Annotated in this window: 24 protein-coding genes; 16 read left to right on the forward strand and 8 right to left on the reverse strand. The window is 36.3% G+C overall.

Annotated elements, in window-relative coordinates; translation table 11 throughout:
* The coding region (locus AC1FXP_RS19090; protein WP_480063667.1) for an IS3 family transposase at nt 1-101 on the forward strand (101 nt) is incomplete at its 5' end.
* Nucleotides 102-233: 132 nt separating this feature from the next.
* Here AC1FXP_RS19090 and AC1FXP_RS19095 read toward each other — a convergent pair.
* Together AC1FXP_RS19095 and AC1FXP_RS19100 are read right to left on the reverse strand one after the other, a co-directional pair.
* On the reverse strand, nt 234-350 hold the full coding sequence (locus AC1FXP_RS19095) for a DUF6254 family protein (RefSeq protein WP_480063579.1): 117 nt from the start codon (nt 348-350) through the stop codon (nt 234-236).
* Between the two features lie 189 nt (nt 351-539).
* A complete protein-coding gene (locus AC1FXP_RS19100) occupies nt 540-971 on the reverse strand; it encodes a DUF2621 domain-containing protein (protein ID WP_480063580.1) in 432 nt (143 codons plus the stop codon).
* Between the two features lie 173 nt (nt 972-1,144).
* On the opposite strand from AC1FXP_RS19100, the gene AC1FXP_RS19105 reads away from it, so the two are divergent.
* From AC1FXP_RS19105 to AC1FXP_RS19120, 4 genes are all read left to right on the forward strand, one after another.
* Complete coding sequence (locus AC1FXP_RS19105) at nt 1,145-1,564, forward strand: hypothetical protein (RefSeq protein WP_480063581.1); 420 nt, start codon at nt 1,145-1,147, stop codon at nt 1,562-1,564.
* Between the two features lie 137 nt (nt 1,565-1,701).
* The gene (gene ald, locus AC1FXP_RS19110) at nt 1,702-2,829 is read left to right on the forward strand and encodes an alanine dehydrogenase (protein ID WP_480063583.1); all 1,128 of its coding nucleotides are present in this window, start codon (nt 1,702-1,704) and stop codon (nt 2,827-2,829) included.
* Between the two features lie 201 nt (nt 2,830-3,030).
* Nucleotides 3,031-3,201 carry a PAS domain-containing protein gene (locus tag AC1FXP_RS19115; RefSeq protein ID WP_480063585.1) on the forward strand — a complete coding sequence of 57 codons (171 nt, stop codon included), beginning with the start codon at nt 3,031-3,033 and terminating at the stop codon, nt 3,199-3,201.
* A 179-nt stretch (nt 3,202-3,380) separates the two neighbouring features.
* Entirely contained in the window at nt 3,381-3,575 is a 195-nt protein-coding gene (locus tag AC1FXP_RS19120; RefSeq protein ID WP_480063586.1) for a hypothetical protein, read from the forward strand.
* A 318-nt stretch (nt 3,576-3,893) separates the two neighbouring features.
* Here AC1FXP_RS19120 and AC1FXP_RS19125 read toward each other — a convergent pair whose 3' ends face one another.
* The gene (locus AC1FXP_RS19125; protein ID WP_480063668.1) at nt 3,894-3,977 is read right to left on the reverse strand and encodes a YjcZ family sporulation protein; all 84 of its coding nucleotides are present in this window, start codon (nt 3,975-3,977) and stop codon (nt 3,894-3,896) included.
* Nucleotides 3,978-4,174: 197 nt separating this feature from the next.
* Between AC1FXP_RS19125 and AC1FXP_RS19130 the strand changes: the two genes are divergently transcribed.
* The 3 genes from AC1FXP_RS19130 (at nt 4,175) to AC1FXP_RS19140 (ending at nt 6,412) form a co-directional block, all read left to right on the forward strand.
* Nucleotides 4,175-5,080, forward strand: a complete 906-nt coding sequence (locus tag AC1FXP_RS19130) for a phosphatase PAP2 family protein (protein ID WP_480063587.1) — start codon at nt 4,175-4,177, stop codon at nt 5,078-5,080.
* A gap of 217 nt (nt 5,081-5,297) precedes the next feature.
* Nucleotides 5,298-5,510, forward strand: coding sequence for a hypothetical protein (locus tag AC1FXP_RS19135; protein WP_480063588.1), 213 nt, complete (start codon nt 5,298-5,300; stop codon nt 5,508-5,510).
* A 167-nt stretch (nt 5,511-5,677) separates the two neighbouring features.
* Entirely contained in the window at nt 5,678-6,412 is a 735-nt protein-coding gene (locus AC1FXP_RS19140; RefSeq protein ID WP_480063589.1) for a FixH family protein, read from the forward strand.
* A gap of 57 nt (nt 6,413-6,469) precedes the next feature.
* On the opposite strand, the gene AC1FXP_RS19145 is transcribed toward AC1FXP_RS19140, so the two are convergent.
* On the reverse strand, nt 6,470-6,667 hold the full coding sequence (locus AC1FXP_RS19145) for a hypothetical protein (RefSeq protein WP_332633667.1): 198 nt from the start codon (nt 6,665-6,667) through the stop codon (nt 6,470-6,472).
* A gap of 456 nt (nt 6,668-7,123) precedes the next feature.
* On the opposite strand from AC1FXP_RS19145, the gene AC1FXP_RS19150 reads away from it, so the two are divergent.
* Nucleotides 7,124-7,312 (forward strand): hypothetical protein, encoded by a 189-nt coding sequence (locus AC1FXP_RS19150; protein ID WP_480063590.1) that lies wholly within the window; start codon nt 7,124-7,126, stop codon nt 7,310-7,312.
* A gap of 459 nt (nt 7,313-7,771) precedes the next feature.
* Here AC1FXP_RS19150 and AC1FXP_RS19155 read toward each other — a convergent pair whose 3' ends face one another.
* From AC1FXP_RS19155 to AC1FXP_RS19165, 3 genes are all read right to left on the reverse strand, one after another.
* Nucleotides 7,772-7,936, reverse strand: a complete 165-nt coding sequence (locus AC1FXP_RS19155; protein WP_250095528.1) for a hypothetical protein — start codon at nt 7,934-7,936, stop codon at nt 7,772-7,774.
* A 118-nt stretch (nt 7,937-8,054) separates the two neighbouring features.
* Nucleotides 8,055-8,420: a hypothetical protein gene (locus AC1FXP_RS19160; RefSeq protein WP_480063591.1), complete on the reverse strand. Its 366-nt coding sequence runs from the start codon at nt 8,418-8,420 to the stop codon at nt 8,055-8,057.
* Between the two features lie 369 nt (nt 8,421-8,789).
* Nucleotides 8,790-9,230 (reverse strand): hypothetical protein, encoded by a 441-nt coding sequence (locus AC1FXP_RS19165; protein WP_480063592.1) that lies wholly within the window; start codon nt 9,228-9,230, stop codon nt 8,790-8,792.
* Nucleotides 9,231-9,513: 283 nt separating this feature from the next.
* On the opposite strand from AC1FXP_RS19165, the gene AC1FXP_RS19170 reads away from it, so the two are divergent.
* Together AC1FXP_RS19170 and AC1FXP_RS19175 are read left to right on the forward strand one after the other, a co-directional pair.
* Entirely contained in the window at nt 9,514-10,896 is a 1,383-nt protein-coding gene (locus tag AC1FXP_RS19170; protein ID WP_480063593.1) for an efflux RND transporter periplasmic adaptor subunit, read from the forward strand.
* 16 nt (nt 10,897-10,912) lie between these two features.
* Nucleotides 10,913-14,023: an efflux RND transporter permease subunit gene (locus AC1FXP_RS19175; RefSeq protein ID WP_480063594.1), complete on the forward strand. Its 3,111-nt coding sequence runs from the start codon at nt 10,913-10,915 to the stop codon at nt 14,021-14,023.
* Between the two features lie 75 nt (nt 14,024-14,098).
* On the opposite strand, the gene AC1FXP_RS19180 is transcribed toward AC1FXP_RS19175, so the two are convergent.
* On the reverse strand, nt 14,099-14,497 hold the full coding sequence (locus tag AC1FXP_RS19180; RefSeq protein WP_480063595.1) for an SET domain-containing protein: 399 nt from the start codon (nt 14,495-14,497) through the stop codon (nt 14,099-14,101).
* A 242-nt stretch (nt 14,498-14,739) separates the two neighbouring features.
* Between AC1FXP_RS19180 and AC1FXP_RS19185 the strand changes: the two genes are divergently transcribed.
* The 5 genes from AC1FXP_RS19185 (at nt 14,740) to AC1FXP_RS19205 (ending at nt 19,679) form a co-directional block, all read left to right on the forward strand.
* Complete coding sequence (locus tag AC1FXP_RS19185; protein ID WP_480063596.1) at nt 14,740-15,915, forward strand: TraB/GumN family protein; 1,176 nt, start codon at nt 14,740-14,742, stop codon at nt 15,913-15,915.
* Between the two features lie 234 nt (nt 15,916-16,149).
* Nucleotides 16,150-16,536, forward strand: a complete 387-nt coding sequence (locus AC1FXP_RS19190; RefSeq protein ID WP_480063597.1) for a hypothetical protein — start codon at nt 16,150-16,152, stop codon at nt 16,534-16,536.
* The gene (locus AC1FXP_RS19195) at nt 16,526-17,032 is read left to right on the forward strand and encodes a hypothetical protein (RefSeq protein WP_480063598.1); all 507 of its coding nucleotides are present in this window, start codon (nt 16,526-16,528) and stop codon (nt 17,030-17,032) included. The genes AC1FXP_RS19190 and AC1FXP_RS19195 overlap by 11 nt, the downstream gene beginning before the upstream one ends.
* A gap of 143 nt (nt 17,033-17,175) precedes the next feature.
* Nucleotides 17,176-19,230, forward strand: coding sequence for a peptidoglycan D,D-transpeptidase FtsI family protein (locus AC1FXP_RS19200; RefSeq protein WP_480063599.1), 2,055 nt, complete (start codon nt 17,176-17,178; stop codon nt 19,228-19,230).
* Between the two features lie 269 nt (nt 19,231-19,499).
* A complete protein-coding gene (locus tag AC1FXP_RS19205) occupies nt 19,500-19,679 on the forward strand; it encodes a hypothetical protein (RefSeq protein WP_480063600.1) in 180 nt (59 codons plus the stop codon).
* The last annotated feature ends 39 nt before the right edge of the window (nt 19,680-19,718 follow it).

A 19,718-nucleotide genomic window follows, 5' to 3' on the forward strand; every position in this document is an offset into this window, starting at 1 on the left:
ACAGGTATATTCACTGGTTTAATTACAAACGAATCCATGGAACACTGGGCTATTTGAGCCCGATTGAATACAAACTTGGACACCTTAAAAAAGTTGTCTAGTTTAGTGTTGACTATCCACATGTCCAAAAAGGAGCACGTCTACTTTTGTTGGCATTTAAAAGGGGTGTTTCAAAAGGTCTGTTTATGACTTTTGAAACACCCCCAACTCTGTTCCGGACTTTTAGGGCAGCCTCAATCTTTCACATCTTCTTTTGCGAGTCGTTTTAATGACTTAATTTTCCCATGAGGATTCTGTGCCTCTTTACGTGCTCTAAATTGTCGTTCAGCTTGTCTTTTTGATTGGCTCATGCTTCATCACCTTTAATATTTATTGTCATTTGAAAAATGTTTGCGTATCTAATTTCTAGCTTGCCAAATAGCAATTTATATTATCCAATGTAGAACAGACAAAAATCTGGTAATTAATTTAGAGGACTAATAAACACATCAACCTGAAGAAAAAATAACGTATAGAACTCTTATAAGACCCTATGATTATTAAGACGTTTCTAAAAGATCTTTATATGGTTTCATATCGATGTTTTTCTCTCGCAGTTTTTTCATAAGAAATTTATGGTCGCGTTTCGGTGTAGCAAGTATATACCCTCTAATAATATAATCTTGTGGAAGGTAATTAAGATTATCTTGTAACGCAAGCTCCCCGATCTTTCCTGCAATTTTTCCTTTAGCTACATCTCTAAATAATTCTGGGACAGGTTCGACTAAGTCATTTAATAAATCTCGTTGCTCATCATTCCAAAGATGTAATGTTTTTTCGATATAATAATCCTGCCAATCTAAAATGGATTTACCATCTTCCTTTGGCAGCCTTTTAAGAAATTTCCGAAACATAAAATACCCACCAATAAACATTACTGTTATTAAAAAGATTGTCCATAAGATAATAAACCACATAAACCAAGTAGGCATCGTTTTTCACCTCAACTTTTTATCATACTTATCCTACCATAAAAAATAAGAACCTGCGAATAGAAGAGGGCAATGAAAAAGACGATTTTTCTTTTTTATTGCCTTCGAATTGAGTGTGTGATTCCAAATTTGAAAAACGTTTGGTAAGATAAGTAATCGAGGTGATGAAAATAATGATTTATTTAATAAGCTATGCATTTCATATGCTTGTGTCAGTTTTGTTCTTTGTCTTAATTCCTTTTCCTTTTCTAATTAAGGGTAGCTTATTGGACGAGTCTGGCAGGTTTACTCTTTTGTTGAAAATATACAAACGAATCATTTGGCTTGCTCATGGTGGTGTAGTTATTGCCGTTGTTTCTGGATTTCTTATGACGACACAGTGGTTAACAGTGTGGTTTTTCATTGTTGTGTTAATTTGGTTAGCATTAAGCGCACTTTTGGGGATGACAGCAAAAGCAGTTCGGATTATTCTAGAGAGTCTGGAGAAGGATAAAAAAGTAGAAGATGAAATAAGTAAGTTAAGATTGTATAGCTTTTTACTGACGATTGCCATCCTATCAATGTTTATGATGAAAATAGTATTATACATATAATGAAATGGTAAAAAAAGGTTATTGATTAGTGAGTGTTCACAAATGGTGCAATGTATGTTTTGCGATGTGAACAATGTCATTGACTGTAAAAGTGTCTATACTAACAGTAATAGAGAAATGTAAAAGGAGGACCTATAATGCTGATTGGAGTACCAAAGGAAATTAAAAACAATGAGAACCGTGTTGCGATGACTCCAGCAAGTGTTATGACACTCGTTCAAGCTGGTCATGAAGTAATCATTGAAAAGGATGCAGGATTAGGGAGTGGGTTTGAAGACGCTGTGTATGTTCAAGCGGGTGCTGAAATCGAAGCCGATCCAGTAGCGATCTGGGAAAAAGTTGATATGATCATGAAAGTCAAAGAGCCACTTCCGACGGAATATGGATATTTTCGTAAAGGCTTAATTTTATTCACGTATTTACATCTTGCAGCAGAACCTGAGCTAGCTAAAGCGTTAGTTACGAAAGAAGTTACTGCGATAGCTTATGAAACGGTTCAAGTAGGAAGAACATTACCACTTCTTACACCGATGAGTGAAGTAGCTGGTCGTATGGCCGCTCAAATAGGGGCCCAATTCCTTGAAAAGCCAAAAGGCGGGATGGGAATTCTTTTATCTGGTGTTCCTGGGGTGAAACGTGGAAAAGTAACAGTTATTGGTGGTGGAGTTGTTGGGACAAATGCAGCGAAAATTGCTATGGGTCTAGGGGCAGATGTGACAATTATGGATTTAAGCCCAGACCGTTTACGTCAGTTAGATGATTTATACGGAACCGACATACAAACACTTATGTCCAATCCTTTAAATATCGCTGAAGCCGTTGCTGATTCTGACTTAGTGATTGGTGCAGTACTCATACCAGGTGCGAAGGCTCCTAAACTTGTTACAGAAGAAATGATTAAATCAATGAAACCTGGATCTGTAGTTGTTGATGTAGCGATTGACCAAGGTGGTATTATTGAAACTGTTGACCGAATTACGACACATGATGAGCCAACCTACACGAAACATGATGTTGTTCATTATGCAGTAGCTAATATGCCCGGTGCTGTTCCGCGAACGTCAACTATTGCGTTAACAAATGTGACAATTCCTTATGCACTTCAAATTGCTAATAAAGGAGTGCATCTCGCTCTTACAGAGAATCATGCATTATTGTTAGGGCTAAATACAGCAGCTGGAGCAGTTACGTATGCTGCCGTGGCTTCTGATTTAGGGTTGGAATACATGACAGCGAACGAAGCACTGGAAAAATTAAATAAATAAGGGCAGACCAGTTAGTAAAGCCAATAAATAAGGGACTTTTCATTGGCTTAACTAACTGGTCTGTTTTTACAAGAAAATCTCTTTGTCGATAGTTAGTTTCCTTATTTTTTAGAAAATGATATGCTTAAACTAATTGAAAGGACAGTATGTCATTTTATAAAAGCTTTTAACTACTAATTATAAATTTGGTGGGGTATTAAGATGAACATATCAGAAACGGAGAATGAAATCTTAGACCGAATTACGGATCCATTTTATGCTATCGATCTAAACGGGAACTTTACATATATTAATAAAGCTGCTTCTAGAATTCTACAGCAAGACAGGGAAAAAATAATTGGGAAGAGTGTTTGGTCCGTCTTTCCAGAATGACAGCATTAAAAATTATTAATTCGCATAGCGGCAAATTGGAGATATCAAGTTTACAAAATAAAGGTACAACAATTGAAATTTATTTACCAGTTGAAGCAGAACCTAAAACTAAATGAAATTTAAATTATAAAGTTTTAACAGAGTGCTAGTAAGTAGGCTGATAAAGAGGATGATAAGAGATGGATCAACAAGAAGTGTTATCGATTTTAAACCAGTTACGTGATCAAGAATTGAAATCGTATAGAGTGTCGAAAGAGGACTTTAATGTTTTTCGAATAATATTACTTAAACAAGAGGATGCAATTGATTTTCGAGGAAATGCCCAGCATAGTGGGGAAACAATTTATACTTACGAACCCGGTTGGACGAAATAATTAGCTGTGATAATTTCGTTAGCTCGTATATACAGTTAACTAAATAAGTTCTAAAGAAAGTACCTGTTATTTAATAATAGGTGCTTTCTTTTTTATCCACTTTATGGCCGTTTCCATTTATCTACTGTTAAATGGAAGTAGACTTTATTCGATAGATGAGGCATTAATTAATTACTTATTAATCTTCTTGTGTGTACGGTTAAAATGTTACCTGTTCGCAAGTTCGATGTAGTTTAGGAGGTGTCTCAAAAGGTAAGCTTTTTGAAACACCTCCTTTTTAAATTGGAAACGTACTAATGCTAATGGATATCTCTTTAGTTACGCAATGTAAGTAGCCCCTACGATAATTAATAAGATGAACAGAACTACAATTAACGCAAAGCTGGTAGAAGTGTGACTCATGAAGCATTCCTCCTTTTTATCGATACAATGTATGAATATGTTTTATATGAGATAATGGAAGGGCATATGCCTAAAAAATACAATGGTCGAAATCTTCAGACTTTAATTGCAGAGGTGCAAATTCGTGATTTCGACAAGGAGATTATCAAACTAAGTAGAATATTTAATAGTTGTAAAAAATACATATGGAGGAATTTATGAGTCAGACGGAAATTTTAATGAATATTACCCAGCATCAACAACCTTTCTTTAATGCGTTAGCAGCTCTTTTTACCTTTTTTGGAAACGAAGAGTTTTACTTTTTAATTGTTCCATTGGTTTATTGGTGTATTGCAAAACAAGCAGGATTTAGGTTATTTTACATTTTTCTATTATCGGTTACTATTAATGCTTTCTTGAAAATTACTTATGCTATCGAGCGTCCGATCGGAACGGATGGAATCAATTCGCTGTTTATAGAATCAGCGGAGGTAGGGAGTCATTATCCTTATGATTCATTTCCTAGTGGTCATGCTCAAGGTTCCACAACACTTTGGGGCTATTTAGCGTATTTAGTAGCAAAACCTTTATTTTGGGTATTTTCGATCATTCTTATTTTGTGTATTTCATTTTCTCGTCTCTACACAGGGCTTCATTGGCCAAAGGATGTGGTAATAGGTATTATTGTAGCAGTTATTTTTTTAATTATTTCTATACGATTACAAGATAAAGTCTCGAAGTTATCAGAGAAAGTAAAATGGACGTTAGCAATTGTTACGCCACTACTTATTGTTGCTGTTTTCCCTGAAGAAGAAGGCGTGAAATATGCAGGCTTTTTGTTAGGAGCAGGGATTGGATATTTATTTGAATATAAAAAAGTTAGAATGATTATTTCAAAGAAGGTATGGAGAAAGACAGCTGCCTATGCGGTTGGACTTGTAGGCCTATTTGCACTTCAAGTTGGGCTAAAAGTGTTGTTTCCTGAAATGTTAGTTTTTGATTTTATACGTTATGGATGCATAGGTTTATGGGGACTACTCGGAGCACCTTACGTATTTGTAAAGTTACATATTTATAAGAAGGATTATGAAACGACAATTCCGAGTGAACATTTATCAGTTTAATAACTAGAATCCAGTTCTATTTCTTACCTTCAATTAAGTTTACAAATTCATGTTAATAAGAATGGAGTCCAAAACGTTATGCTAACTTTGGGGCTCCTTTTTCGTTTAATGTTTACCTGGATCAATTGACTGTACGAAGAAATTATTTTTTTAGAAGATGCGCCGTTTGGGTACAGATCGCATACTATGTAGCATCACAAAGAACGGAGCGATGAATATGGCAACAAAGAATAAAAAGAAAAAAGCAGCACCGAAAATTACAGCAGCAGAAAAATATCAATATACGATGAAAATAGTTACATCAGCAACCTGTCTAGCTTGTAAACAACAATGCACAAGGGGATTACGATATATAGATAAAATGAGCAAACCTGGTACTATAGGGAAAGGAGTTGCCTGTCATTTAACAAAAGGCAGAGCTTTTAAATAAAAAATAACAAGTTAGTATGAAGAGAGGGGATCTGTCAATAGATTTCCTCTTTCATTTGAATAGATTACATAAAAGGTGAAAAAAAAATGAATTTAGTAGTATAACGTTGAAATTCTTGGTGAGAATGTTATAGGTTAGTAGAGAATATGAAAATGAGGTGACTTAAGGTGCGAAAAACAATAGGAAGTGTAGCACTAATTGTTTTATTCTTAATCCTTACTGCATGTGGGCAGACAGAAGAGGAACAAGGAAGTGTTGAAATCGTTGATGAACTTACGGCCATAGAAGTGGAATTAGAGATTCCTGAATTTGCGGAAGTTGGTGAAGCCGTTACGTTTAACAGCATTGTGACTCATGGTGATAACTTAGTTGAAGATGCAAATGAAGTAATTTATGAAATTTGGCTAGAAGGCCAAAAGGAAGCAAGTATTATGGTAGAAGCAGATGCTCAAGAGGGGCATATTTATTCATTAGATTATACGTTTGAAGAGGCAGGAGTGTATCATGTCCAAACACATGTGACAGCACGTGGAATGCATCGTATGCCGACTGAACAAATTCAAATTGGCGAAGAAGAAATAACGGCTGATCATAGCCATGAGCAGGTGCATGATAATAACCATTCTCACCATCACTATCATGTCGATATAGATACAGAGTTAAAAAATAATCGACTAGTTGTTCAAATTGTAGTGGAAGGTGACAATTATGAATCCGGGAATGTGACATTTGAAATGTGGCAAGAGGAAGACGAACAAAGAGAATGGTTAGATTTAATTGAGGTCGGTAATGGAGTGTACGAGCTTCGTAATATAGAAGGGTTGTCAGGTCAATACTCTGTCATTGTCCATATTCAAGATGAAGAATTACATGAACATCTTCATATGACGTTAGACTTTTAAAATAAAAGAAGACACGGATATGTGTTGATCCGCGTCTTCTTTACTTAATACAGATGCTTAAGCAGAATTACGTTTTAATTTCTTGACCTTTAAGGCTTTGATTTTGGAAATGTTTAAGACAAAATTATCGTCGGTTACAATACAATCTTCACCGTTAATCTTGAGCCGGTACATATCCTTTCTCACATCTGACTTAGTAGTGAAATTAACTTGCTGTCCGCTATGAAACTCAACGGAGACTTGAAATTTTTTCATACTAATCAGCTCCTTAAAGATAGTATATCACGTTTCTATAAAAAACTATAATTCCCCTTTGTTCAGAGGAGCTATTAACGAATAATTCCTGATAAAAAGAAAAAAAGACATGTTTTTTTTAGAGGGCACAGAAAGGGAATTTCTCACGTCAGTGTCCTCTATGCAATGTGCGCAGCCATTACACTTAATCGAGGCACTGAAGAGGGGGGGCCTTTTCGGTGACTTCATTTTTTAAAACGTGTCTTCTTTAATATGTCAGGTCTTAGTTTATTGTATGGGATTGGAAGCTCGAATATTATTATTAATGTTATTTTTCATTGTTTGTTTTTAAAGTTTTTCAATTATATTTTTTTCATATGTGTAACGTATGTATGGAGACAACTAAAAAAAAGCTATATCATCTATTGAAAACGCTTGCAATATTTTCTCTTTTCACTATAATAAGGTGTACAAGGTATGTCGAAACAAAGTAACAAGAAATCTCCAATGATACTAAAAGGGAGTGACGCTTTTATGGTAACTTTAAAAGAATTAAGAGAAGAGTTTGAAGAAAAGTTAAATAGACAACTTACAACTGAAGAAATTGATATACTTAATTTCATGATTGATTCTCAATATCACAGAACGAATGAGGCTTTGGCTTAATGATAATTTAATCTTCTAACCCTATTAATCTTTTATATTATTAATTAATTTAATTGCTAGAGCGCATTGCTTTTTACAAATCTTCCTTGATATCATCTATCCTACTTCGATTACATATAACTTCACTAATTTATTAAAGCCCGAAAAAACATTATCAAACTTCCTTTGATTAAAAAGGTATACGACTATATACACATGATAATGAATTTACAGCATATTATGTGATAGAAAGGAAAAAAGGGGGGAACATTATGTTACTTGATTTTCTAAAGGCACGGTCGTTATTAGTCGGTGGAGCATTTGGGAGCATAATTGGACTCATTGGAATTATAATATGATTTTGCATCTTCTTTACTAATACGAGTCTATTCAAAAAGAATACTGAGAGCTTAGCTGGTTAATAAATGTACACTACGTAGAATCTCCAGCATTTAAATCTCCAATGCTGGAGAGCCATATTTATAGCCAATAATCCATTTCCTTAACATTGTCGCTATATTGTTGCCTTATTAATAACTCTTCTTGCTTCATTTCTTCATAAGCCTTTTCTTCAGATTCGGAAGATCCATATTGAAGTACATAATCACCATTTCTTAAGGTGGCTGTAATTTTCCAATGTACCATTAAGATATCCCCCCTGGTAAGTAATTTCACAAAATTATATTCAGTGACATTGCCTTTTATTAAAGGAAATTAACTTAATTTTAAAATTAACAATCATGACTATTGAAAGGCAAGTGAATTATGCTCGATTTTTAAATCCATCTAATCGAAAAGGACTATACGTATCAATGTAGTGCGCCATGATAGCTCCAGCGGTTGGAAACTGTTTTCTAAATTCTCTACAAGCATTCACTCTATAATCATTTAGATGAGTAATGACAGGATCATATTTGACGAGCACTTCTGACATGACGGAAAGCGATATAAAATATTCTTTTGTTTTTTTGTCGAACCCTGATTCTTTAATACGAATTTCAGTTACTTTAACGGTGTTGCTACAATAATTTTTTATAACACTCTTGTGCTTCGTAAGAGTCTCATTACATGCGTTTTCTGGAGCGTATAAGTAAATATTTGCTTCACAATAAGCTTTTCCTCTATACAAGTAAAAAACCCCCTTGTCTACCTGAAGCCACTTAAAAAGGTGTAATTACCTTTTTAAAGTACAGTCATCTATTATATTAAACACTTATTTTAGCAGATTACATCAATTCTACCAATCTCAATTAAGAATTGTTTTTTTTAAAACAAGTTAAAGTTTCTTCTTCTTTCGAAACAATGCAAGCTGCTTGCTGCTGTCCCAGTTGAAGGAAGATTGCGAATGGGTATCTCCAATTAACTTCTTCGTTTATCAGTAGGGCTAGAAGCGTGGGAAGATGTATGGGAAGATGTAAATCAGGCATTAGACTTATTTAATCAGATTCCTATAGGGTTAATTGACCTTATAGGAATCTTTTTACAAATAAAAAAATTTTCAATAATTGGTATTGGAACGCTTTTGTTCCTGTTCTCGTTCTTCAATAATATCCTCTATAATCCGTGAGTGTACGGTTGCCCACGATCGTTCTCGGAAGTGAATACTAACACTAATTGTAACGGCTGTTAAATAAATAAAGACAAATAGTAACCATAGGTATCCATCATCGTTCTTAAAAAACTCTTGTACCTGATTCCCGAATATAAAGAGCACCCAAGGTATAGCGGTTACTAAAATCGGAATTAATCCAGAACCACTTTTTTCTTTTAAAATCCAATAATGAATATTTCCTAGTGTTCGAGTTTCAATCTTTTGGTAAAAATGTCTTATTTCCTTTAATTCTCGAAGCTCTTTTGATTCCTCAGGTTTAAAGCCTTTTTGATACTTCTTTTTTATTTTCAAATAAAATTTATGTGCGTCCCCGCGAAAAGAAACCATAAATCCCTCCAACTTCTCCATGCTATGATCAAAAGTGATATCATCCTTAGCCTTGACAGCTTATCAGTCAGATAAACGAAATTATTTATAGTTCATGTTCAGTTCATAATAGATTGATACGATCAATCATTAGAGAGTCTTATATAACATGTAAGTTCATAAATTAGTTCATATTCAGTTCATTTATTAATGATAGAATGGTACTTGGATCATTTATTAATGGTGAAAAGGCTTATTCTAAAGGCTTAGTTATAACGATTTTAATTAATTGGAGGGCAAATGCATGGTAAGTAAGAGAATCTTTTGGGCAGCATTAATGTTAATGACTGTTATGTTAGCTGGGTGTAGCTCGCAGACGACTGAAAATAGTGTATCAGCAGATGAAGAGCAAGCACCAATACATCCAGTTGAAATAGAACAGATAACAAAAGGAACCCTTTCTAATGATTTTAATTTATCAGGTCATGTAATGGCTGAGTCACACATGGCTGTTTTACCAATGTTAACTGGAGAAGTAAAGGCGGTACACGTCAAAAATGGTGATACGGTACAACGTGGAGACACCCTTTTTGAGTTAGATGCAACAGATGCAAATTTAAATATTGCTCAAGCACGTGCAGGATTAGAAGCTGCTCAAGCGAGTCTAACTAATGCCAAAAACATGAGAGATCAAAGTGTCAAACAAGCAGAAATGCAGGTAGAACAAGCAAAGAATACGTACAATATGATTTCAAATGCTGAAGATTCGTCGGATGTTGATCTTTCTGAAGTGCCTGAAGAGTTTCAGGCCGTTTTTGCTAGTTTACTAGGTGGGAGTATGCCGACTGAACAAGATAAACAACAAGCAAAAGCTGCTGTGAGACAAGCTGAGATGGGATTAGAACAAGCAAAGGCAACCGATCAAATTAAAGCAGCTGAAGCCTCTGTAAAACAAGCTGAAATTTCTGTTGATATAGCAGAGCAACAAAAAACACATGCTGTTGTAAAGGCGCCAATGACAGGTCAAGTTACAGGCCTTGATGTCAGCTTAGGAGAAATGGCATCACCTCAAGCACCGCTTTTACAATTAGTACAAATGGATTCACCAGTCATTGAAGTAAATGTCAACGAATCTCAGCTTCCTAATTTAAAGGAAGGACAAGAAGTAGTAGTTCATATTAGGTCATTCAATCAGACGTATGAAGGCAAGATCAACTATATAAGTTTGCTTCCTTCTGAACAATCCCGTTCTTATCCTGTTGAGATTGAACTTGCGAATCCAGACGACAATCTTCGTGTAGGTATGCTTGCAGAAGTGTTGATCGAAACTGGTGGAGATAATGAACAAGTTGTTGCACCTGTAAATGCCGTCATTGAACAGAATAATGAAACATTCGTGTATGTAACTACAGATGGTACAAGTGTAGAAAGGCGCGACATTTCAATTAATGGTGAAACGGCAGAATGGTTTGGGATTGAAAGTGGTTTACAAGAAGGAGAATACGTTGTTATAAGAGGTAGTCACCAGTTATATGATGGTGCACTGATCAATATTCGTAACGATATTAATCCGTCATTTGAAGAACAACACGATGAAGAAGTGGAACAAGAAGGTCAAGATGATGAAGAAGAGTTAAGTGAAGAACCTATCGAAAATGTTGAAGGATCTTCTACTAAAGGTAATTAAAACGGAGGTACTGTAGTTGAAACTGATTAATGAATCTGTCAAGCGACCAGTTGGTGTTATCATCATTGCTCTTGTGATGATGATTTTAGGAGGAGTTTCATTATCTGGGTTAAAGGTAGATTTAATGCCAGATATGGACTTGCCAATTGCTGTTGTCATGACACCGTATAACGGTGCTGCGCCTCAAGAAGTTGAGAATTTAGTTACTCGACCTCTCGAAGGTGCGTTGAGTGCTACTGAAGGTTTAGACACGATGCAGTCAATTTCTGCCCAAAATCAATCTCTCATTCTATTAATGTATGATTTTAATACGGATTTGGATACGGTCATGTTAGATTTGCGAGATAGGATTGATATGGTACGACAAGGGCTACCGGAAGGAGCCGGCGATCCAAGTGTCATGCGCTTTGATCCGAATCAAATGCCAATTATGCAGATTGGGATCTCGGGGGAAATGGATTTAACGAGTCTCACGCATATTGCAGAAGATAGCATTATCCCGCGGCTTGAACGAATACCTGGAGTCGGTCAAATTGAATTAACGGGTGCACAAGTAAGAGAGATTGTTGTGGAGCCTGATGTGAGAATGTTACAAAACTATGGTGTGACATTAACTCAGCTATCGCAAATTATTGGTGGAGAAAGCATGAGTGCTCCTGCTGGTGAGGTGGAGCGCGGTGGGCAAGAAGTGCCCCTTCGTATCGTTGGTGATTTCCGCTCAACAACAGATATTGAAAACATTAACATACCTCTTCAAACAGGTGGTACGATAAAGTTATTTGAAGTTGCAAACGTAAATGATACGTTCCGTGAGGTGTCCTCTTTAGCTTATGTCAACGGGGAACCTACTTTAAGCCTTGATATTGTAAAGCAAGGTGATGCGAATACAGTAGATGTTTCTGATGCTGTTTCAGATCAATTAGAGACGATCGAATCAGAGTTAACACAAGGTGTGTCCTTAACAAAGATAATGGATTCGGCCGAGTTCATCAAAGACTCTATTCAAAGTGTTGTTATGAATATGATTCTCGGTGGATCAATGGCAATTATCGTTCTACTAGTCTTCTTAAGAAGTTTTAGAAGTACATTAATTATTGGTTTATCGATTCCAATAGCGTTAATATCAGCATTTACATTACTATACTTTGCTGGTCAAACGATCAATATTATTACTCTTGGTGGATTAGCACTAGGTATTGGATTATTAGTAGATAGCTCGATTGTCATTTTGGAGAACATCTATAAATACCGTGAAAGAGGCTACAGCCGTGTTGAAGCTGCCAAAAAAGGGGCATCAGAAGTATCTTCTGCTGTAATTGCCTCAACATTAACAAGTTTAGTTGTTTTTGTTCCAATTGTTTTTACTGGTGGAATTGCTGCAGAGCTGTTTATGCCGTTAGCTCTTACGGTTGGTTTTACGCTACTTGCTTCTTTGGTTGTTGCTTTAACGATTGTACCCATGCTGTCCGGTCTTTTGTTGCCGAAGATAACTGTGGTAGAAGAACCTAAAGGGTTAGGGAAGGTAAGCGTCGGTATTGGAAGATTCTTTGAGGGTGTCGATAACCTCTATCGAAAGATGTTAAAGTGGTCAATCAGACGCAAAAAAACAATTGTTTTTGGTACATTAATCTTACTTATTGCTAGTTTGGGTGGAGTAAGATTCGTAGGAGTAGAATTAATCCCAGCGTTTGATCAGGGTGAAATAACAGCTAGTTTTGAAATGCCTACTGGTACATCTTTAGAAGAAACAAGAGAATCGTTAATCGAACTAGAAGAGTATTTACTAGATACAGGTGTTACAGAAGTCATTTATTCCTCTGTTGGTGGAGGGGGAATGATGGGAATGGGAGGAGGAGGAAATAGTGGAGACCTCTACATCCGTCTTGTACCAGCAAGTGAACGAAATGTAACGACAAATGATGTGATAAAAGATTTTAGTGATTTTTCTGATACTCTTCCTGATATTGATCTTAGTGTTATGGCCTTCGAAAGTGATGGTATGGGTGGAAACCCGATTGAAATTGAAATTCGTGGCGAAGATTTTGATACGTTAAGACTTGTTGCTGACGATATTCAAGAAATCATCAACAACGTTCCTGGTACAAATAATGTTACGCATTCTATGGGGGATGCAAGACCTGAAGTGCAAATTCATGTTGATCGTGATGTAGCTGTACAATACGGTTTATCATATAGTGATGTGATGCAAACTGTCAGAAACAGTGTTAATGGGGTTGTTGCAACACAGATGCGAACAGAAGGACAGGAGATCGATATTTCGGTTATTTTGCCGATCGAATACAGAGAGAATTATAACCAAATTCAAAACCTTCCTATCTTAACTCCAACAGGTGATATGATTTTTTTATCCGATGTAGCGGAATTTATACAAGCTGAGGGGCCAATCGCGATCAATCGTCAAGATCAAACGAGGGGTGTATCAATAACAGCTGATATTATGGATCGAGATTTAGGTAGTGTTATGTCAGAGATAGAAGCAGAGCTTGACCAATATATATTCCCTGAAGGGTATGATTATCAAACAGGTGGAGATTATGAAATGATGCTTGACGCATTCTTTGATCTCACTCTTGCATTAGCTCTTGCTATCTTTTTAGTCTACGCGGTTATGGCGTTCCAGTTTGAAAAAGTGTTGTATCCATTTATTGTAATGTTCAGTCTCCCTGCTACATTTATCGGTATTATACTTGGTTTCGTCTTAACGGGCAGACCTCTAAGTGCACCTGCCTTTATTGGGGTCATTATGCTTGCGGGGATTGTTGTAAATAATGCCATTGTTTTAGTAGATTACATTAATAAGCTAAGAGAACGTGGACTCGAGAGAGAAGAAGCCATATTAGAAGCAGGACCTACAAGGTTACGTCCTATTCTTATGACGATGCTTACAACGGTTCTTGCCATGGTACCACTTGCAATTGGAATTGGTGAAGGTGCAGAACTTCAAGCGCCGATGGCGACTGTTATCGTATTTGGTTTATCATTCTCGACATTTATTACACTGCTCCTTGTACCAGTTATGTACATTTACACGGACAACTTTACAAATTGGTGGAAAGGGTTATTTAGAAGAAAGAAGAACCGTGAAATAGAAACAGATAAGGAATAATTAAGAATGAGTCTGCTTGAGGGATAGGTACCTCAGGCAGACTCATTTTGTTATATTTTAAAAAGTTTTTTTCCCCTAATCTTCTTTTTCTGTATCCTGTTCTTTGTTAAACCAAAGCGGTTCTTTATCATTTACATCGCCATTATAATTAATTAAGATCTCATCACCTGCTTTTATATCCGTATAAGCAAAGTAGTCAAATGTATGGTCTTCAAAATTAATATCATAAGTTGCATTTGGAGTGTAGGAATGATTAAAGAGCATTCCATACCCTAAAACAATTGCCCCGTGGTTAATTCCATATTCATAGACATAATCGGAAAGAACCGTATGTTCAATTAAAATGTGCTGTTCATTTGGATAAGGGACGACTGGGGCTGTATGAATAAGCTCACCTTTCTTTATATCTTTAGTAGCAAAGACCCCTCGATTAAATTCACCATCGCTAAGTTCGGATTTTTTAACTTCGATCATATTGTCACCTACAAGTTTTTATTTTAATAAATAAGTTATCAATTATTTTATTTTTGCAGATTTAATGACTTTTTACAATAAAACACTATTATTCCGACCAAATTGTTTTGAGTTCAGTCTCATTACAGCCTTAGCAAAATAAAAAAGATTAATTTTTTCCTACAATACAATAAAAAGTGTTAAAATGGAAACTATGCAAAAGACATATATACTTAGAGAGAATACATAAAGGAAGGTAATTTATGTCGGAACAAAACATAACAAGATTACATATATCAGGCAAAGAGTTAATTCTTATTGGTACGGCACATGTATCAAAGCAAAGTGCAGAACAAGTAAAACAAGTAATTGAATCAGAAAAACCTGACACGGTTTGTGTGGAGTTAGATGATCAAAGATATCAGTCCATAAAGGATGCTAATAAATGGAAAGACATGGATATCTTTAAGGTTATTAAAGAAAAGAAAGCTACCCTCCTTCTAATGAACTTAATTATAGGTTCATTTCAGAAGAGAATGGCCAAACAATTTGGGATTAAGCCTGGTCAAGAAATGATTCAAGGGATTGATTCTGCAGAAGAAACAGGTGCTACCCTCGTCCTTGCTGATCGCAATATCCAAATTACATTTGCAAGAATTTGGCATGGTGTGGGATTATGGGGAAGAGCAAAGTTAATGATGGAAATTATTTATAGTGTCTTTAGCAAAGATGAAATTTCAGAAGAAGAAATGGAAAAGATGAAATCAAAAGATATGCTCAATTCCATGCTTCATGAATTTACAATTGCCTTTCCTAAATTAAAGAAACCATTAATTGATGAACGGGACCAATATTTAGCCCAAAAGATTAAAGAAGCACCTGGGAATAAAATTGTTGCTGTTTTAGGTGCTGCCCATGTTCCTGGCATTAAAGAAGAAATTAAAAGTGATCATGATTTAGACGCTTTATCTAAGCGACCACCGAAGTCTGTCGCTCCTAAATTAATTGCGTGGTTCATCCCGCTCCTTATTTTAGGGATTATTGGCTATACCTTCTATGCTAACCCTGCTGTTGGCGTCAATTTAACGATGAGTTGGGTGCTTTGGAATGGTTTTTTCGCTGCAATTGGAGCAGCTATCGCTTTTGGACACCCTTTGACGGTCATTACAGCATTTATCGTAGCGCCAATTACTTCGTTGTATCCTCTTCTTGCAGCGGGATGGTTTGCGGGTTTTGTCGAAGCGTATATTCGAAAACCAAAAGTGGGGGATTTTGAAAATTTATCAGATGATGTGTTTACAGTGAAAGGTTTTTGGAGCAACTCTGTAACTCGAATTTTACTTGTTGTTGTGTTGGCAAACTTAGGTAGCACGTTAGGGTCCATCATAGGAGGAGCCGACGTCGTTCGTATGTTTATACAAAATATTTTAGGTTCTTAGAACATCCACCGTGTCTCACAGTTTGAGGCATGGTTTTTTTGATATGTAGTCGAATCATAGATCTATCGTTCAATTACTAGGCATTTAGTTATGATCTTATCCTGGGATTATGTCATTTTTGTTACAAACATCTAACCTTTGTCGTATTTTCTTGTTTTGAATCGAAATTTAGACATAATCATTGTATAATAAGAACTTGAGAGAAAATAGATTCATATAAGGGAGGATTCTATTATGATGGAATGGGCGTTAGCCATATTGTTTGGTGTAGCCATTTTGTTGCTCATTTTGTCGTTTTCTAAAACTAGGCAATCTCAAAAAGCAGCACAACAAGAATTGGAACAATTCTCTATTTCAATAATGGAAGAAGTGTATCAGTTACAGAAAAAAATGCGTGATTTTGAGCTTGATGCTGAAATTTCTGCAAATGAGAAAGGGAAACAAACTGTTTCTCCTAAACAAAGAATCTTAATGCGTGAAGTACTAGACCTACATAAGCGCGGGTATTCATTGGAAGGGATTGCTACAGAAACAGAGTTGACTGAAAACGAAGTAAGACTCTTGCTTACTCCTTACCTAGAAGAGAAAGAGGAAAGGAGAAAAGTAGCCAATGACAGCTAACTCATTACGGAGCTTTGCTGGAGGGATGCTTATTGCAGCAAGCGTTTGCGGAGCAGTTTATTTTTGGGGATCAAGTGATGTAGTCCAAACACAAGCAGAAGAGAAGATGTCAATAGATGAAATGAAAACCACATTAGCAGCTGAAGGGTATTTCATCTATACAGAAGAAGAATGGCAAGAGCAACTTGAATATGTTGCGGCACAAGCTTATGAAGAAGCAGAAGCAATTGTAGCTGTTGATCAAAGTGATGAAGAAACAGAGGAAGAGAACGAGGCGGTTGAATATCGTACGAAGTTGATCCTAACTGTTTCATCAGGAATGACGAGTATTGATGTAGGAAATGCTCTTGTTCGTGCAGATATTATTGATAATTCAATGGCTTTCTTTAATGAAGTAGAAAGTCGTGGACTTGCCAATTCATTACGTCCAGGTACATTTGAAATCGATAGTAGTATGTCGTTAGATGAGGTCATCTCAACCATATTTAAATATTGATATTTAAGAGATACATGGCGGTAACTTGTATCTCTTTTTCTTTGTTTAAAAAGAAACTCCGATTGAAATAGTTTTAAATGGTAGCAAATGGATATTAAAACTATTAAAATAAGAATAGATTAACATAAATGTGGGGGGTACAAATGAAAATAAAGTTTCAGAAGTATGTTGTTGTAATATTAGTTAGTATACTCTTATTAATTGGGTGTTCTACAGATGACCCAAATCCTGAAGATGTAGTTGAGGGGTATATTCATGCTTGGGAAAATCAGCAATATGATGAAATAGCCGAGTTTCTCACATTAGCTTCTCAAGAGGAAATCTCAAACGGGAGTGTAACGTTAGCTGAAAAATATGCTGAAGTTCATGAGCAGATGGAAGTTTCAAGTATTGAACTAAGTTACGAATCAAGAGACTTTGAGGAAGAAGAGATTGATTGGGATGAAGTTAGTGACCTTACATATCCAGTTACTGTAGAACTAGATACACTAGTTGGTCCAATTACATATGATTCAGAAGTACAAGTAGTTAGAGAGTTGCAAACAAATGAAGAGGGAGAAGAGGTTGATGATTGGTTTGTAAGCTGGCAACCTCATCACCTTTTTGAAAGCTTTGAATCGATCGATGATGAAATCGTCTACCAAACAATAACTCCAGAAAATCGTGGACAAATTTTTGATCGAAATGGAGAGCATCTTGCCATTAATGGGCAATATCGTCGAATTGGTTTTCAATACGAGAAAATAGAAGACTTAGAAGGTGAAGTAAAACAACTTGCTAATATTCTTGGTCTAGAAGCGGAAGAAGTGGAAGAACTCGCTGTAGTTTATAAGGATACGAATCCAGATTGGCTCGCACCGATCATGTATGTTCCATTTAATGATGAACGTATTCATGAAATTGGTGAAGCTGACATTCCTGGAGTTGTTGTGGATACTAGACCTGGACGTGAATACCCTTACGCAAATTTGACTGCTCACTTGACAGGGGACCTTAGAGAGGTAAATGCAGAAGACTTGGAGCGTGAGGATTGGCCTGGTTACGGAGCTGGAAAACATATTGGTCGATTTGGTTTAGAAAAAGCATATGAAGAACAACTCCGTGGTGAAGTTGGTTTTGAAGTTCGAGTCGTTGATGCTAATGGCGAGATACGGAATGTTCTTATGAATCAGGAGCCAAAAGACGGTAAAGATTTAAATTTAACGATTGATGTGAATATACAACAAAAATTATATGATGCCATAGGTGACGAAGCAGGGGCCGGTGTTGTCATGGATCCAGTTTCAGGCGAGGTAACTGCACTTGTTAGTCGACCTGTATTTGATCCGAATCAAGTTTATTTAAAAACGAGATCACCTGAACGTACAGCTTGGATTGAAGATGAGCGGAATGTGAATCTGATCCGTTTCAATCGTACATTCTCACCAGGGTCTGTATTTAAACCGATTACAGCTGCAATTGGAGTGGAGGAAGACGAACTTGATCCAAATGAAGTCGTTCACATAGAGGGTGAAAGATGGAGAGCTGATAGCAGTTGGGGGAACTATCGTGTAACCCGCGTTAACCCAAGTGTAACAGACGTTGATTTGAAAACGGCAATGAAGTACTCCGATAACATATATTTTGCGCAAAAATCTTTAGAAATTGGGGCAGAACGAATGATAGCTTGGGCTGAAAAACTTGGTTTTTCAGAGGAGTTTACATTTGAATATCCACTGAATGATTCAAAGATCGCTAACGAAGGTCTTGATGATGAAATCCTTTTAGCTGATACGGGTTATGGACAAGGAGAAGTGCAAATGAACCCTGTCCATTTAAGTAGTTTATATACAATGTTCGTAAATGAGGGGACCATTGTTCAACCGATACTTTTTATGGAAAGTGAGTCTAACCCATGGAAAGAACATGTTATCGAACCAAGTACAGCAGAAATGGTATTAGAAACACTCATTGCAGTAGTAAATGAGCCAAATGGGACAGCATACAGAGGAAGCGCGGGACATTCTCGTACGCTTGCTGGAAAAACAGGAACTGCAGAGATTAAAGACACTCAAGGTACGGAGGGTGACGAAATTGGTTGGTATACAAGTATAGATGTTAACAATCGTGATTTTCTTGTCACCTTAATGGTTGAAGGTCGCGGAAGCAGCGATGTCGTTGATATGGCAAATAGATTTTGGGCAAGTATGGATGAATAGGCTGATTTATAGAGAGGCCACTGAAAAAGGTACGGTTTTGACCTTTTTCAATGGCCTCCTCGAATTGACTAAAAGTGACTTTTTCAGTAGCCTCATCTATAGCTAGCTTTTTTATGGTAAATTTGTTGATATACACAGGAAAGGTAAAAGCTTTTCTTTGTATTTTTTCTTTTAAAGGTAAGCGAATCTTAATTTTAAATAATATAGCTATACTTACAGGTCTAAGTACTTATACTCTTCCATATTCTTGTATAGAGGAGGAGGTTAATATGGCGGTATCACGTTGTGCAGATTGCGGATCTAATGATCAAGTACAGTCTAATGGAAAGGAATGTCCTTATTGTGAACGGTTGCTCTGTGTATCTTGTATACATAAGCAAAGAAAAGTATTTTCTTGGAATGGCTGTATGAAATGCTGTATTGACTATCGATCATTAGTTCATAAGTAAAGGCGCCATTTTTGGCGCCTTTAAGGTGTTTGGAATTTT

This window comes from Halalkalibacter sp. HAAS-P013 (genome assembly GCF_056619925.1).

Coding starts and splice junctions, on each gene's coding strand:
- AC1FXP_RS19115 (WP_480063585.1), top strand. CDS start 3,031: ATGAACATATCAGAAACGGAGAATGAAATCTTAGACCGAATTACGGAT.
- AC1FXP_RS19105 (WP_480063581.1), top strand. CDS start 1,145: ATGATTTATTTAATAAGCTATGCATTTCATATGCTTGTGTCAGTTTTG.
- AC1FXP_RS19185 (WP_480063596.1), top strand. CDS start 14,740: ATGTCGGAACAAAACATAACAAGATTACATATATCAGGCAAAGAGTTA.
- AC1FXP_RS19195 (WP_480063598.1), top strand. CDS start 16,526: ATGACAGCTAACTCATTACGGAGCTTTGCTGGAGGGATGCTTATTGCA.
- AC1FXP_RS19130 (WP_480063587.1), top strand. CDS start 4,175: ATGAGTCAGACGGAAATTTTAATGAATATTACCCAGCATCAACAACCT.
- AC1FXP_RS19100 (WP_480063580.1), bottom strand. CDS start 971: ATGCCTACTTGGTTTATGTGGTTTATTATCTTATGGACAATCTTTTTA.
- AC1FXP_RS19205 (WP_480063600.1), top strand. CDS start 19,500: ATGGCGGTATCACGTTGTGCAGATTGCGGATCTAATGATCAAGTACAG.
- AC1FXP_RS19155 (WP_250095528.1), bottom strand. CDS start 7,936: ATGGTACATTGGAAAATTACAGCCACCTTAAGAAATGGTGATTATGTA.
- AC1FXP_RS19095 (WP_480063579.1), bottom strand. CDS start 350: ATGAGCCAATCAAAAAGACAAGCTGAACGACAATTTAGAGCACGTAAA.
- AC1FXP_RS19180 (WP_480063595.1), bottom strand. CDS start 14,497: ATGATCGAAGTTAAAAAATCCGAACTTAGCGATGGTGAATTTAATCGA.
- AC1FXP_RS19120 (WP_480063586.1), top strand. CDS start 3,381: ATGGATCAACAAGAAGTGTTATCGATTTTAAACCAGTTACGTGATCAA.
- AC1FXP_RS19145 (WP_332633667.1), bottom strand. CDS start 6,667: ATGAAAAAATTTCAAGTCTCCGTTGAGTTTCATAGCGGACAGCAAGTT.
- AC1FXP_RS19200 (WP_480063599.1), top strand. CDS start 17,176: ATGAAAATAAAGTTTCAGAAGTATGTTGTTGTAATATTAGTTAGTATA.
- AC1FXP_RS19170 (WP_480063593.1), top strand. CDS start 9,514: ATGGTAAGTAAGAGAATCTTTTGGGCAGCATTAATGTTAATGACTGTT.
- AC1FXP_RS19190 (WP_480063597.1), top strand. CDS start 16,150: ATGATGGAATGGGCGTTAGCCATATTGTTTGGTGTAGCCATTTTGTTG.
- AC1FXP_RS19150 (WP_480063590.1), top strand. CDS start 7,124: ATGTCGAAACAAAGTAACAAGAAATCTCCAATGATACTAAAAGGGAGT.
- AC1FXP_RS19125 (WP_480063668.1), bottom strand. CDS start 3,977: ATGAGTCACACTTCTACCAGCTTTGCGTTAATTGTAGTTCTGTTCATC.
- AC1FXP_RS19135 (WP_480063588.1), top strand. CDS start 5,298: ATGGCAACAAAGAATAAAAAGAAAAAAGCAGCACCGAAAATTACAGCA.
- ald (WP_480063583.1), top strand. CDS start 1,702: ATGCTGATTGGAGTACCAAAGGAAATTAAAAACAATGAGAACCGTGTT.
- AC1FXP_RS19165 (WP_480063592.1), bottom strand. CDS start 9,230: ATGGTTTCTTTTCGCGGGGACGCACATAAATTTTATTTGAAAATAAAA.